The 12,815-nt window shown below is 58.2% G+C and carries 14 protein-coding genes; 8 read left to right on the top strand and 6 right to left on the bottom strand.

The genetic code is table 11. The features are described 5' to 3' along the window. Positions 1-6: 6 nt before the first annotated feature. Complete coding sequence (locus tag CU102_RS15890) at positions 7-513, bottom strand: arsenate reductase/protein-tyrosine-phosphatase family protein (protein WP_106712078.1); 507 nt, start codon at positions 511-513, stop codon at positions 7-9. 223 nt (positions 514-736) lie between these two features. Between CU102_RS15890 and CU102_RS15885 the strand changes: the two genes are divergently transcribed. Next, on the top strand, positions 737-1,306 hold the full coding sequence (locus CU102_RS15885; RefSeq protein ID WP_106712077.1) for a hypothetical protein: 570 nt from the start codon (positions 737-739) through the stop codon (positions 1,304-1,306). 246 nt (positions 1,307-1,552) lie between these two features. Here CU102_RS15885 and hdaA read toward each other — a convergent pair whose 3' ends face one another. The 3 genes from hdaA to CU102_RS15870 are packed head-to-tail and all read right to left on the bottom strand — an operon-like array spanning position 1,553 to position 4,010. Then, entirely contained in the window at positions 1,553-2,245 is a 693-nt protein-coding gene (gene hdaA, locus CU102_RS15880; protein WP_106712076.1) for a DnaA regulatory inactivator HdaA, read from the bottom strand. A 33-nt stretch (positions 2,246-2,278) separates the two neighbouring features. Continuing rightward, positions 2,279-3,457 (bottom strand): AI-2E family transporter, encoded by a 1,179-nt coding sequence (locus CU102_RS15875; protein ID WP_342588770.1) that lies wholly within the window; start codon positions 3,455-3,457, stop codon positions 2,279-2,281. Positions 3,458-3,461: 4 nt separating this feature from the next. Then, positions 3,462-4,010 carry a CDP-alcohol phosphatidyltransferase family protein gene (locus CU102_RS15870; protein WP_106712141.1) on the bottom strand — a complete coding sequence of 183 codons (549 nt, stop codon included), beginning with the start codon at positions 4,008-4,010 and terminating at the stop codon, positions 3,462-3,464. 346 nt (positions 4,011-4,356) lie between these two features. Between CU102_RS15870 and purM the strand changes: the two genes are divergently transcribed. Together purM and purN are read left to right on the top strand one after the other, a co-directional pair. Further along, complete coding sequence (purM, locus tag CU102_RS15865) at positions 4,357-5,442, top strand: phosphoribosylformylglycinamidine cyclo-ligase (RefSeq protein ID WP_106712074.1); 1,086 nt, start codon at positions 4,357-4,359, stop codon at positions 5,440-5,442. After that, positions 5,439-6,062, top strand: coding sequence for a phosphoribosylglycinamide formyltransferase (gene purN / locus CU102_RS15860; RefSeq protein ID WP_106712073.1), 624 nt, complete (start codon positions 5,439-5,441; stop codon positions 6,060-6,062). The genes purM and purN overlap by 4 nt, the downstream gene beginning before the upstream one ends. Here purN and CU102_RS15855 read toward each other — a convergent pair. Beyond that, the gene (locus CU102_RS15855) at positions 6,059-8,170 is read right to left on the bottom strand and encodes a molybdopterin oxidoreductase family protein (protein WP_106712072.1); all 2,112 of its coding nucleotides are present in this window, start codon (positions 8,168-8,170) and stop codon (positions 6,059-6,061) included. The genes purN and CU102_RS15855 overlap by 4 nt on opposite strands. A gap of 158 nt (positions 8,171-8,328) precedes the next feature. Between CU102_RS15855 and CU102_RS15850 the strand changes: the two genes are divergently transcribed. After that, a complete protein-coding gene (locus tag CU102_RS15850) occupies positions 8,329-8,976 on the top strand; it encodes a glutathione S-transferase family protein (RefSeq protein ID WP_106712071.1) in 648 nt (215 codons plus the stop codon). 1 nt (position 8,977) lies between these two features. Here the strand turns inward: CU102_RS15850 and CU102_RS15845 are convergent, their stop codons facing one another. Next, entirely contained in the window at positions 8,978-9,820 is an 843-nt protein-coding gene (locus CU102_RS15845) for an EamA family transporter (protein ID WP_106712070.1), read from the bottom strand. 158 nt (positions 9,821-9,978) lie between these two features. Between CU102_RS15845 and CU102_RS15840 the strand changes: the two genes are divergently transcribed. From CU102_RS15840 to CU102_RS15825, 4 genes are all read left to right on the top strand, one after another. Beyond that, a complete protein-coding gene (locus CU102_RS15840) occupies positions 9,979-10,839 on the top strand; it encodes a 23S rRNA (adenine(2030)-N(6))-methyltransferase RlmJ (RefSeq protein ID WP_106712069.1) in 861 nt (286 codons plus the stop codon). 56 nt (positions 10,840-10,895) lie between these two features. Then, on the top strand, positions 10,896-11,339 hold the full coding sequence (locus CU102_RS15835; protein WP_106712068.1) for a hypothetical protein: 444 nt from the start codon (positions 10,896-10,898) through the stop codon (positions 11,337-11,339). 13 nt (positions 11,340-11,352) lie between these two features. Beyond that, complete coding sequence (locus CU102_RS15830) at positions 11,353-12,087, top strand: ribonuclease T2 family protein (protein ID WP_106712067.1); 735 nt, start codon at positions 11,353-11,355, stop codon at positions 12,085-12,087. A 74-nt stretch (positions 12,088-12,161) separates the two neighbouring features. Continuing rightward, the gene (locus tag CU102_RS15825; RefSeq protein ID WP_106712066.1) at positions 12,162-12,758 is read left to right on the top strand and encodes a glutathione S-transferase; all 597 of its coding nucleotides are present in this window, start codon (positions 12,162-12,164) and stop codon (positions 12,756-12,758) included. The last annotated feature ends 57 nt before the right edge of the window (positions 12,759-12,815 follow it).

The raw sequence follows: 12,815 nt of genomic DNA, 5'->3' as shown, positions 1-12,815 counted from the left end.
CGGGAACTAATTGTCACCCTTCGACTGGCCAATCTCGTCCACGTGACTTTGGATGCTGAGCCGATCGAGCGAAGCAAGCGGAAGATTGACGAAGATCTTCAACCGGCGATCGAGTTCCGCCATGGCGCGGGAAAAGGCTTGCTTGCGCTCCCATGGTTCACCCGTGGCTTTGACCGGGTCTGCTGAGGCCCAGTGGGCGCTGACCGGCACGCCCGGCCATTCGGGCAACGGTTCACCGGCAGCTGTATCACTCAACGTAAAGACGAAATCGAGATTCTGTGCGTCGGCAGCGCCAAAATCCCGGTAGTGTTTCGGGTGCAGTTTGTCGGCCGGATAGCCCAACGCTTCAAAAAGCTCCCGGGTTTCCGGTTCAATCTCGCCCGAAGGATCGACGCCAGCACTGTAGGCGACGAAATGAGGTTGGCCGATGCGGTTGAGGATTGCTTCGGCCATCATGCTTCTTGCCGAGTTGCGCTGCGACAGGAACAGCACGTGAAAGACCTTGTCACTCACAGCTCATCTCCACGGTCGGTTGACGGATGGATGAAGTGTAATGCCTACAATGCAGGCAGAATATGACATTTACATAACAAACTGCATGCCTGCGCCTAATCATTCTATTTATGGATTGCCTCAAATTTACATAAAATTATGCCCTTATTTCATGGTGAAGAGTCGCTTCTGATAGCGTGCAACTGCCGTCAAAGCACTTAAAGGGGCAATCCGAGTGGCCGAGATGACCAGAGTGAGCCAAACCGCGATATCGGCGCAGATCCGCGACACTGCGTGGCTTGCGCACATCGAGCCCATCCGCAGAAAGATGTCCTTTTCGCAGGGCAAGGCGCTTGTCCACCAGATTTTCGACGATGCGGAAGTGGCTCGTCCCTTCGTAAAATGCTTGCCGACAAACCACAGCACGCGAGGATTTCCCACGCAGGAACACGAGATATTCCTGCAGGATGAGACATGGGATGACACCGTCGTTCATTGTGCGGCGGAACTGCTGCTTGGTCCGATCGACTCTCAAACCTTCAGCAACAGGGAAAGCTTCGGGCAATATGAACTGGAGAACTATGTGTATCTCGCAACGTGCTATACGGGGATGAATCAACGATCCCTTGAAGCATATGCGGCGGAGCTCTCTGCGATTGCCGGACTCAATATTCGCCCCCGACTGACCGTCGGACCAACGCATTCCTCCTGGGCAGAGATCAAACCCGGTGACAGGCTATATGAGACCGCGATCGGCACGGGATGCCGGCTGTACAAGCGCTTTGGCGAACCGGAGCCGCTTCGCGACATGTAGTATTGCGTTTTGCACAGCCGTGCAATTTTGCGTTGCGGTCGTCATGGGTTGCGGCAAACTGCTAATGGGGAAACGGGGAACATCATATGCGAGCGGAAATCTGGGTATTTACGTCTGTCATCTTCTCCACGGCGATCACGGCATGGCTCTGCCTCTTTCAAGTCAACGACAATGAACCGGCGACCAGGCACTATAAATCGACATGGATGACCACTGAATTTCGCAATTGAGTGTCGAAAGGGCCGCTCAAAGATCGAACGCAGCCTGCCCCTCGTCGATCGCAGTGACAACGCTGGCGGCAAGTGCGCGGGTGATCTTCGACTTCTTTTCTAGCGCGGCTCTGTCCAGCCGTTCGACAACGCGATTGGCCGTGGAAAGGGACCGCTCGATATGGCTGACGAGGAAACCGATGACGTTGGGATCCACCGCGATCTGGCGGTCAGCGAACAGCTTGTAGAGGACGCCCGACAACAGCATGTCGTCCGGCTCCCCGATTTCCACCGTCGTTGCTGCCTTCAGGCGGGAAGCCAGATCCGGCAGGGTGACCGGCCAATTGGCGGGCCACTTGCGCGAGGTCATCAAGAGGCTCGAACCGCTCTGGCGAACACTGTTGATCAGGTGAAACAGGCCGGCCTCATCGATTGGACCATCGCCGATATCGTCGATCAGAAATGGCCCGTTTTCGCCCGATGCCGAACCGACATTCCGGGCGTCGATAACAGTGGCGTCCGACTCGGCCTTCCAGACCGCGGCGAGATGGGTTTTACCCGAGCCTGTCGGACCGGCGAGCACGACGACGGGCGAAATCCAGCTTGGCCAGCGATCGACCATATCCGCGGCCGCCATGTTCGACGCGGAGACGATCAGGTCGTCGCGGGAATAACCCGGCTCGTGGCCAAGATCGAGCGGGAGCTGACGCGGTGTGGGTGTGTTGGTCATGCGCGTTGAATTACAGCCACCACCATCAGACTGTCATCTGATTTCTTTGGTCTTCTCGTTTTTGCGATAGTTGCCTGTGTAGAGCGGGGATTGCTGATAACGGCTGATGACAAAGCGCACGAGGACGCCGACCGCAGCAGCTGTCGGCACGGCGATGAGCATGCCGGTGAAGCCCATGAGCGAACCGAAGGCAAATAGAGCAAACATGAGCCAGACGGGGTGCAGGCCAACGGACGACCCGACGAGTTTTGGCTGAAGAATATTGCCTTCGATGAACTGGCCAATACCGAAGGCAATGGCCACGCCAACGATATGGCCCCATTCCGGCCAGAACTGCACGATGGCCACGCCAAGCGCCAAGACCAGGCCGACGAGCGAGCCAACATAGGGAATGAAACTGATCAGACCGGCGAAGAGACCGATCAGCAATCCGAAGTTGAGCCCAACAACGGTCAAGCCGGCGGCGTAGATGATGCCGAGCAGCAGGCAGACAGTACCCTGCCCCCGCACGAAACCGGCAATGGCCTTGTTCATATCGCGGGCGATATCACGAACGGTCTCGACGTGTTCGCGCGGCACGAGGTTATCGATCTTGGCGACCATACGGTCCCAATCGAGCAGCATGTAGAAAGCGACAACGGGCGTGACGACGAACAGTGCCGCTACATTGATCAAGGTCTTGCCCGAACTCCATATCGACTGCAGCAGCGTGGTGAGGAAACCCGCGCCCTGTTGGAGCAGCGAATCGAGGCTGTTGCGGATGACCGACGCGTCGACGCCGATGAAATCCTTGAGCCACTCCGAGTTGCGGTTGGCGATCAGTTCCTGAAGAAGCGTCACGTAACCTGGCAGGCGCGCGATAAGATCGCTCATCTGGGAGGCCAGCACCGGCAAAAGGATAATCAGCAACAGCACAAAGGTGACGATGAACAGCACCAGGATGAGAACGGTCGCCAGCAGCCGCGAGAGGCCAAGACGTTCAAGCCGGTCGGCGACGGGGTCGAGGAAATAGGCGAGGACGAGTCCTGCAACGAATGGCAGCAGGATTGAGGAGAAGATGTAGAGAAACAGCGCAAGAAACACCATCGCCCCGGTCCAGAACACGGCCTGACGCCGCACGCTCGTAGCAAGCGTGCTGACCTGGACGTCGACGTGAATGTCGCGTTCGGGGATCACTTCCACCGGCAGGGGTTGAGGCTTGGTCGTGCCCACGCTCTTATTTTCGCTCTTGCTCATAACCAGCCATATGTTTTGTCCAAGCCACGAGATAGGCAGTCGCCGATGCTGCGGTCAAGAGGCCAACCACCCAGGCGAGCGCGGTGCGAATGCCGGGAAGTGAAAATTCAAATGCCATATCCGCAAGCGCAACAGTGACCAGAATGATCTGGAACGCCGTATTGGCCTTCGAAACAAACAGTGGATGCATTTCCATGGGCTTGCCAATGACAGCGCCAAGCAGCACCGCGCCCACAATAAAAATATCGCGTGATACCACAATGACAACCAGCCACACCGGTAATTGTTCCAGAAAACCCAGAACGATGAACAACGAGACAAGCAGGAGCTTGTCGGCAATCGGGTCGAGATAGGCACCGAGCTCGGAGCGCTGATCGTAGCGCCTTGCGATATAGCCATCGACACCGTCGGAAACTCCCGCGATGACGAAACCGATCAGCGCCGCTCCTACGTAATCGGACAGCACAGCCATGACAATGAAAGGAACAAGGACGAAACGGAAGATCGTGATGTAATTGGGGATGGTCACACTAGTGGTCCGATTTTGACATTCGTATCCCATTTCTGCAAAGCCCGCTTACGAATGTCAAAATCAAGGGACCACTAGCAACGCTATGATTCTAGTGGAACTTTGAATTTGACATTTGAGCACGCGCATTGCGGCCAGGTTAATCCCAAATGTGAAATTCGTTCCACTAGGTCCGGATTCCTCATCTCGTGCATCTTCAACTAAATGGCGAGGAAGGTGGCGTCGCTCAAGCCCAAACGGCTGGCAAAGTGTCCATAATTGGGGTTTTCTTGACGTGAGGGTTACTCAGACCTTGCAGCAGGGCCAGAGTCGTGCCATTTCGCGGTCAATAATCCCGGAGCAGATCATGAGCGTGAAAAGCGAGCCCACCAAAGGTGGCAAGAATGGCCTCACCTATGCACAGGCAGGCGTCGATATCGATGCCGGCAATCTGCTTGTGGAGAAAATCAAACCGATTGTCCGCTCGACGCGCCGTCCCGGCGCCGATGGCGAGATCGGTGGTTTCGGCGGCCTGTTCGACCTGAAGGCCGCGGGCTTTAAGGACCCTATTCTCGTCGCGGCCAATGATGGTGTCGGCACCAAGCTGAAGATCGCCATCGATGCCGGTGTGCATGACACGGTCGGTATCGACCTCGTCGCCATGTGCGTCAACGACTTGGTTGTACAGGGCGCGGAGCCGCTGTTCTTCCTCGACTATTTCGCCACCGGCAAGCTCGATCCCGACCAGGGTGCGGCCATCGTCAGCGGTATCGCGGCAGGCTGTCTGCAGGCCGGTTGCGCGCTGACCGGCGGCGAGACCGCGGAGATGCCCGGCATGTACCGCGATGGCGACTATGATCTCGCCGGATTTGCGGTGGGCGCGGCCGAGCGCGATCAGCTGCTACCGACTGCTGATATTGCCGAGGGCGATATCATTATCGGCCTCGCCTCCTCCGGCGTTCATTCCAACGGCTTTTCGCTGGTCCGGCGCATCGTCGAGTTGTCCGGCCTCGGCTGGGACGCCGATGCCCCATTCAAGTCTGGCACAACGCTTGGTGAGGCACTGCTGACACCGACGCGTATTTACGTGAAGCCGCTGCTGGCCGCGATCCGCGAAACCAAGGCGATCAAGGCGCTGGCACACATCACCGGCGGTGGTTTTCCTGACAATATTCCCCGCGTGCTGCCCAAGAACCTGACCGCAAGCATCGACCTGTCAGCCATCAAAGTGCCGCCGGTGTTTTCATGGCTGGCAAAGACCGGCGGTGTCGAGCGCGATGAAATGCTGCGGACGTTCAATTGCGGTATCGGTATGATCGCCGTTGTTGCACCTGAAAACGTCGATGCGGTGCTCGAAGCATTGAAAGCACAAGGCGAACAGGCCGTCCGGCTTGGTACGATGATTGCCCGGGCCGATGCAGGTGTCGTCTATCAGGGCACGCTGACACTGTGAGCACGAGCCTTCCGAAAAAGCGTGTTGCAGTCCTCATTTCGGGCCGCGGCTCCAATATGAGTGCGCTCATCGAAGCAGCCAAGAACGCCGACTTTCCCGCGGAAATCGTTGCGGTTATTGCCAACAAGTCCGATGCCGGAGGGCTTGATGCAGCGCGTGCGCAGGGCATCCAGGCATACGCGATCCCGAACCGCGATTATGCTTCCAAACAGCAACATGAGACGGCGGTCTCCGAAGCATTGCATGCTGCAAAGGCCGATATTGTCTGCCTCGCCGGCTATATGCGGCTGCTCTCACCGGAATTCGTGCGCGAATGGGAAGGAAAGATGCTCAACATCCACCCTTCCCTGCTGCCGCTGTTCAGGGGACTTCACACCCACGACCAGGCGCTGGAAGCTGGCGTGCGCGTGCATGGCTGCACGGTGCATTTCGTAACGGCGGGCATGGATGAAGGCCCGATCATTGCGCAGACTGCCGTGCCGGTGAAGACCGGTGATACAGCAGACTCCCTTACCGAGCGGGTGCTTTCCGTCGAGCACGAGACCTATGCCCGCGCGCTGGCGCTTGTCGCGACCGGCAAGGCCAAGATGGAGAATGGGCGGACGGTGTTCAGCGATTAGTTCGCTGCCAACCGCACCCAGACCTTGTTGTCGTGGAAGGCAGCGCCGCCATTGGGCGCGGGTGAATCCGCTCCGGTCAGGACATTGATGCCCTCGCCGCGCTCGAAAGCGGAGTTGGCAAAGATGCCTTCCGAAATCACCACTCCGCGTTTCGTCAAGTCCTGCACGCGCGCGTGCAGGACGACCTCGCCGCGATCATTGCCAATTTCAACGCGCGCGCCATCCTCAATGCCAAGTTCGGCAGCATCCTCGGGATGAATCAGGAGTTCGGGCCGCCGTTCCTTTGCGAGCGATGTCGCCGTTTCGGCGAACGATGAATTCAGGAAGTTGTGTGCAGGCGATGTGGCCAGGCGGAACGGGTGTTTTTCATCCGCAACCTCGATCGCTTCCCAATAGTCGGGCCATTGCGGTAGCGTGTCATAAGGTCCCTGCAGGCCCATCGACTGAGGTGGGCGGTTCGGAGACGAACCGTTGGTCCATTCCGGCTTGAAGCGGAATTTGCCATCCGGCCAATTGAAGCCCTTTTCGTAGTGGGCCGTTTCAAAATCCGGCTGGATGTCGAGCCAGCGCGCCTCCTTCAGCGCGTCGAATCCGGGCAGATTGCTTGCTTCCAGCATGTTGTCGATCAAGGTCCTGGCATCCAGATCGAAGCCCGGAAGGTGGTCGACCCCAAGGCGTTTTGCCAGTTCGTTGATGACATAGAGGTTCGGCCGTGTCTCTCCGGGACCATCGATCAGCTTCGGACCAAGCACGATATGCTGCTGGCCGCCACCTCGATAAATATCGTCATGCTCCATGAACATGGTCGCCGGGAGCACAACATCGGCAAGTTTCGCCGTATCGGTCATGAACTGCTCGTGCACCGCCATAAAGAGGTCATCGCGCTGCATGCCCTGCTTCACCAGGCGCTGTTCCGGCGCGACGTTGGCCGGATTGGTGTTCTGCACCAGCATGGCCATGACAGGCGGACCGCCATAGAGCGCCGCCGGGTCGCCGGTTAGCGCCGCTCCGATCTTGCACTGGTCGATATGGCGGACGGACGGATCTGCAAAGTCCCTGCCCTCGATCTCGCGCTTGTCCATGCGGAAGATGCCGGAGTTCGAATGAAAGCCGCCGCCGCCCTCATATTTCCAGGCTCCCGTGACAGCGGGAATCGACAATGCCGCATGCATATTGACGGCTCCGTTGCGCTGGCGTGCGAACCCATAGCCGAGGCGGAAGAATGTCTTCTTGGTCGTACCGACGAGACGCGCGAATTCCTCAATTTCCGCAACGGAGAGACCCGTGATCGCAGCGGCCCATTCCGGGGGGCGGTCCTTCAAGTGTTGCTCGAGGCCCTTCGGGTCGTCGGTATAGGCGTTGAGATATCCCCAATCGGCGAGCCCATCGCGGAAGAGCACGTGCATGACCGCGCAGGCGAATGCACCGTCGGTGCCAGGCTTGAGGACCAAACCCAGATCGGCTTGCCGCACTGTCGCCGTCTCGTAGATGTCGATGGCGACGATCTTGGCGCCGCGGTCCTTGCGGGCACGTACGGCATGGGTCATCACATTCACCTGCGTCGCCGCGGCATTGGTCCCCCAGATGACCACGCAGTCAGACTTGGCCATTTCACGCGGATCCACGCCGCCGAGCTTGCCCGTGCCGGCAAAAAACCCTGACCAGGCGAGGTTCGTGCAAATGCTGTCGAACTGGTTTGTGTATTTCTTCGCATGCCGCAGGCGGTGGATCGAGTCGCGCTGCACGAGGCCCATTGTGCCGGCATAGTAGTACGGCCAGACGCTTTCTGAACCGTATTCTGCTTCGGCCTTCAGGAAGCGTTCGGCGATCAGGTCAAGCGCCGCTTCCCAACTCGCCTCTTTCCAGACGCCCTCGCCCTTGGCGCCGCCACGAATAACGGGCTTCAGCAGCCGGTCCGGGTGGTGAATGCGCTCGGCATAACGGGCAACCTTGGCGCAGATGACGCCCGCCGTGTAGGTGTTCTCCTTGGCCCCGCGGACACGGCCGATATGGCCAGTATCGAGCACTTCCACATCGAGAGCGCAGGTCGAAGGGCAATCGTGGGGACAGGCGGAATGGCCGGTGCGGAGAAGGACAGCTTTGTTCATGGCGTATCCTTAGCGCAAAAAATGACGTGCAGAAATGCGCTTTTTGTCTTGGTGACAAACTTCGCCTCCCGCCTTGACGACGACCTGGCTTCTTGATAGTTAAGTAATTACTTTAGTATTAAACGTCGCACAAGCGATGCAGGACCGGAGGAAACGTGATGTCGCTCAAACTGTATTTTCACCCGCTGTCGTCATTCTGCATGAAGGTGTTGATCGCGCTTTACGAGAAAGAGCTGGCCTTCGAGAAGGAAGTCGTCGATTTCATGGATCCAGTGGCAAATGCGAGCTTTAAGGAGATCTGGCCGATCCGGCAGTTTCCAGTGCTCCGGGACGGAGCGCGCGGCAAGACGATCCCTGAATCCAGCCTGATCATCGAGTATCTTGACCAGCATTATCCTGGGAAAGCGCAGATGCTGCCGGCCGATCCCGAACTGGCATTCAGGGCGAGGCAGCTCGACAGGTTTTTCGACCTGCATGTCCAGGTGCCGATGCAGAAGATCGTGACCGATAATTTCCGGCCAGAGGGTCACAACGATGCGTTTGGCGTGGAAGAAGCGCGCGGCAAACTGAGAACAGCCTATGGCATTCTGGAGAAAGATCTGGCGGGCCACCGTTGGGCAACGGGGGACCACTACACCATGGCGGATTGCGCCGCATCGCCCGCGCTGTTCTACACCAATATGTCAGTGCCGTTCGGCGCCGAACATTCAAATTTGTCCAGCTATCTGGACAGATTGGTGAATCGCCCTTCCTTCGCCCGCGCCATTGATGAAGCAAGTCCCTATTTCAGTATGCTGCCGGAATAGATCAGGCAAGGCGCATGACGGCGGCACCGGCAGCTATCAAGGCGACTGCGACGAGCCGCTTCATACCCACACTCTCGTTGAGAATGAGGGCGGAGATGGCAACGGCAAACAGGATCGATGTTTCGCGCAGCGCAGCCACCGCAGCCACCGGCGCCATGGTCATTGCCCAAAGCGCGAGTCCGTAAGAGCCAAGCGTGCCAACGCCGCCGATCGTTGCAAGGCGGGTGCGCTTGACAAAATGCGGCCAGAGTTCACCCCGGCGCATGACCATTGTCCATAGTAGGAGCGGCACAGCGTTCAGTACGAATACCCACATCGTATAGGATGCCGGCGCACCCGACTGGCGGACGCCAATACCATCAATGAGCGTGTAGGACGCGATCACGACAGCGTTGATCAAGGCGAATATGGTGGCGGCGCGATTTGCTGTGGCCCGGCGGCGTGATTCCAGAGCCAGCGCCAGAACACCACCGCAGATCAATGCAATTCCGGCCCATTTCTGCAAGGAGAGTACTTCGCCAATCAAGGGTCCGCTTGCGATGGCGACGATCAGTGGTGCTGTGCCGCGCATGATCGGATAGGCCTGGCTCATGTCACCACTGCGGTACGCGGCGGCAACGAGTGTGAGGTAAATGACCTGAGCAACACCGGATGCGGCAAGAAATGGCCAGCTTTCGCGCGCCGGCGGCGACAGGAACGGCAGGCAGCATGCGGCGATGATGCCTGCTGAGGTGACCACGACGACGGTATTGAGGAACTTGTCGCCCTCGGATTTGACCACAGCGTTCCAGCTTGCATGCATCAGCGCAGCAAACAGCACGACGAGGACGACGGTTCCGGACATGATGAGACCCCAACACGTCGACCATCCGCGTGTTCACCCTGCTCTATGACAGATTTGTGTCAGGCGGCAAATTCCATAATCACAAGATTAACATCAACAAATCTAAACGCGTCTGCTACGTGCTTGCGAACGAGCAAACATCGTGAAACAAGCGAGCCATGAACTACCGTCACGCCTATCATGCCGGCAATTTCGCCGATGTGGTCAAACACATCATCCTGACGCGAATTGTCCTCTATCTGCAACGCAAGGACCAAGCGTTCCGCGTTATCGACACCCATGCGGGTATCGGTCGATACGACCTGCAGGGCGTTGAGGCCGGTAAGACCAATGAGTGGCAAAGCGGCGTCGGACGACTACTGGACGCGAAAGTCGATGCCAAGGTCGCAGACCTGATTCAGCCCTATCTTGATATCGTGCGCGCGGAAAACCCCGATGGCGAGATGCGGCAATATCCGGGTTCACCCTTGATCGTGCGCCATCTGTTGCGCCGCCAGGATCGGCTCTCGGCCCTCGAACTCCATCCCGAAGACGCGGAGCTGTTGTCGGAAATCTTCGAGGGTGACATCCAGGTTCGGGTGACCAAACTCGACGGCTGGCTGGCGCTCGGCGCTCACCTGCCGCCAAAGGAGAAGCGCGGTCTCATTCTCGTCGATCCGCCGTTCGAGGTGGCAGGCGAATTCGACCGGATCGTCGAGGGACTGGTCAGGGCCCACAAGCGATTTTCCGGCGGAACGTTTGCATTGTGGTACCCCGTGAAGGACCGGCACGAGGTCCGGCGGTTCATCGCTGCGCTGCACGACACGGGAATACCCAAGATATTGCGCACGGAATTGATGATTCGTGGTGCTTCGGCCGAACCGCGACTGGACGGAACCGGGATGATCATCGTCAATCCGCCCTTCACGCTCCATGACGAACTGCGCACGGTCCTGCCAGCGTTGTCGAAAATCCTCAGTGCGGAACAGAAAGCAGGCTTCACGCTCGATTGGATCCGCGCCGAGCAAGATCGCACTTGACCGAAAGCAACTGCTGGTCGAGATTGGCGCCACGAAGACATTCACGGAGAGTGATCATGGCACGCGTATCGTCCCTTCTTGCTGCAAGCTTCGCCGTCGGTGTGGCACTGACTTCGATCGTCGCGCCGGCAAGGGCGGCAGATTATTCAGCGAGCCCAGTCTATGACGATACCTGCGGGCAGTCGTATGTTCTCAACCGCATCGTAAGCAGGTTCTCCTATCAGGTGCATCACGTGCCTTACCTGCCACAAGTGTCGATTGTGAATTTCAGCAACGTGCAGCAAAGCCGTTACGAACCGAGCCGCGAGCCGGATCTTGCTGCTGTTGCCCGCCATTACTGCCGTGCGACAGCTCACCTTTCCGACGGCGACCAGCGGCCGGTCTGGTATCTGATCGAAGAGGGCCAGGGCTTCGTCGGCCTCGGTGACAATGTCGAGTTCTGCGTTGCCGGATTCGATCGCTGGCACGTCTACAATGGCAAGTGCAAGACGCTGTACTAAGCGCAGATAAGGCATGCCAGTCGGCAAGCTGGCGCGGTACCTGCTGTTTGCTGCGCTGATCGGTATTACGGCCCTTACGTACTTGCGGGAGCAGGATCAGGAGCTGGCCACCCCTCCCGGCCCAATCACAGCATCGGAACAGCGAGCGGATCCTTCGCCGGAAGCCTCACCTACTGGATCGGGCTTTGACTACTACGTCCTCGCTCTTTCCTGGTCGCCGAGCTATTGCGCGGCAGAGGGTTCGAACGCAAACCGCCAGCAGTGTGCATCCGGCAGGCCGTATGGCTTCATCGTACATGGGCTATGGCCGCAATATGAGCGCGGCTACCCGCAGGATTGCGATACGTCGCAGCCGCGCGACGTTCCCTTTGCCCGTGCCAAGCAGCTTTCCGACATCATGCCGTCGACCGGGCTTGTCGTCCATGAATGGCGCAAGCATGGCTCTTGCACGGGCTTGAGCCAAAACGACTATTTTTCGATGATACGAAAGGCGCTCGATCGCGTTTCGATCCCGCCAGCCTATCGCCAGCCAACACCGCGCGCGCCCGTCAATCCGCTTGTTCTGGAACAGGCCTTTGTCGCTGCCAACCCTGGCCTGACGACTGGAGGAATTGCCGTTACCTGTGACCGCGAACATTTGCGCGAGGTGCGGGTCTGCCTGACAAAGGATCTGAACTTTCGCGCCTGCCCCGAGGTCGAGCGTTCGAGCTGCCGGCGGAGATCGGTTGAGATGCCTGGAACACAATAGTATCCGGCACTTTGCTAAATGACAGGGCAGGTTTACGGTTTGACATCGAATCGCCAAGCCACTGGAGCGTCACCGTGACGAAAGTTCTCTATTCGCCTGCCTCACCCTATAGCACCAAAGTCCGCATGGCGGCTCTTTATGCCGGCATTCCCGTCGAGTCGATCCTGGTTGACAGCAATGCCGAACCGGCGGAATTGATCGATGCGAACCCCCTCGGCAAAATTCCGACGCTCATTCTCGATGATGGCAAGGCCATCTTCGACAGCCGGGTGATCACCCAATATCTGAACCGTGTTTCCGGCAACAAGATTTTCCCGCGCAATGCGGAAAAGCGACTCGAAGCCGAGCAACTGGAATCGATTGCCGACGGCCTATGCGACGTATTGCTCGCACATGTCTATGAGCGCCGGTTTCATCCGGAGGAAAAAATCCACCAGCCATGGCTCGATCGCCAGTGGGGCAAGGCGATCCGCGTGTTCGATCAGTTGAATGCCGCACCGCCGCGGCTCAGCAAGAAAATCCATGGCGGTCATATCGCGCTCGCAGCTGCCCTCGCCTATGCGAGCCTTCGTTTTGAAGGCAAATGGGAAAAAGGCCGCTCGAAATTGAAGCGCTGGCAGAAGCGCTTCGAGGAACTGCACCCTGAGCTCGCGGCATTGCTGCCAAAATAAACGCTGGACACAAAAAAGCCGGGCAGTTTCCTGCCCGGCTTTTTCTGGGTCGTACGC

Origin of the sequence: Phyllobacterium brassicacearum, from assembly GCF_003010955.1 — a bacterium.
GTDB lineage: Bacteria > Pseudomonadota > Alphaproteobacteria > Rhizobiales > Rhizobiaceae > Phyllobacterium > Phyllobacterium brassicacearum.
This window is presented reverse-complemented; position numbering and strand designations above follow the sequence as displayed.

What these genes read in the sequence shown, in the direction of transcription:
- CU102_RS15835 (WP_106712068.1), top strand. Translation starts at nt 10,896, where the DNA reads ATGGCACGCGTATCGTCCCTTCTTGCTGCAAGCTTCGCCGTCGGTGTG.
- purM (WP_106712074.1), top strand. Translation starts at nt 4,357, where the DNA reads ATGAGCGTGAAAAGCGAGCCCACCAAAGGTGGCAAGAATGGCCTCACC.
- CU102_RS15840 (WP_106712069.1), top strand. Translation starts at nt 9,979, where the DNA reads ATGAACTACCGTCACGCCTATCATGCCGGCAATTTCGCCGATGTGGTC.
- CU102_RS15855 (WP_106712072.1), bottom strand. Translation starts at nt 8,170, where the DNA reads ATGAACAAAGCTGTCCTTCTCCGCACCGGCCATTCCGCCTGTCCCCAC.
- CU102_RS15830 (WP_106712067.1), top strand. Translation starts at nt 11,353, where the DNA reads ATGCCAGTCGGCAAGCTGGCGCGGTACCTGCTGTTTGCTGCGCTGATC.
- CU102_RS15850 (WP_106712071.1), top strand. Translation starts at nt 8,329, where the DNA reads ATGTCGCTCAAACTGTATTTTCACCCGCTGTCGTCATTCTGCATGAAG.
- CU102_RS15845 (WP_106712070.1), bottom strand. Translation starts at nt 9,820, where the DNA reads ATGTCCGGAACCGTCGTCCTCGTCGTGCTGTTTGCTGCGCTGATGCAT.
- hdaA (WP_106712076.1), bottom strand. Translation starts at nt 2,245, where the DNA reads ATGACCAACACACCCACACCGCGTCAGCTCCCGCTCGATCTTGGCCAC.
- CU102_RS15885 (WP_106712077.1), top strand. Translation starts at nt 737, where the DNA reads ATGACCAGAGTGAGCCAAACCGCGATATCGGCGCAGATCCGCGACACT.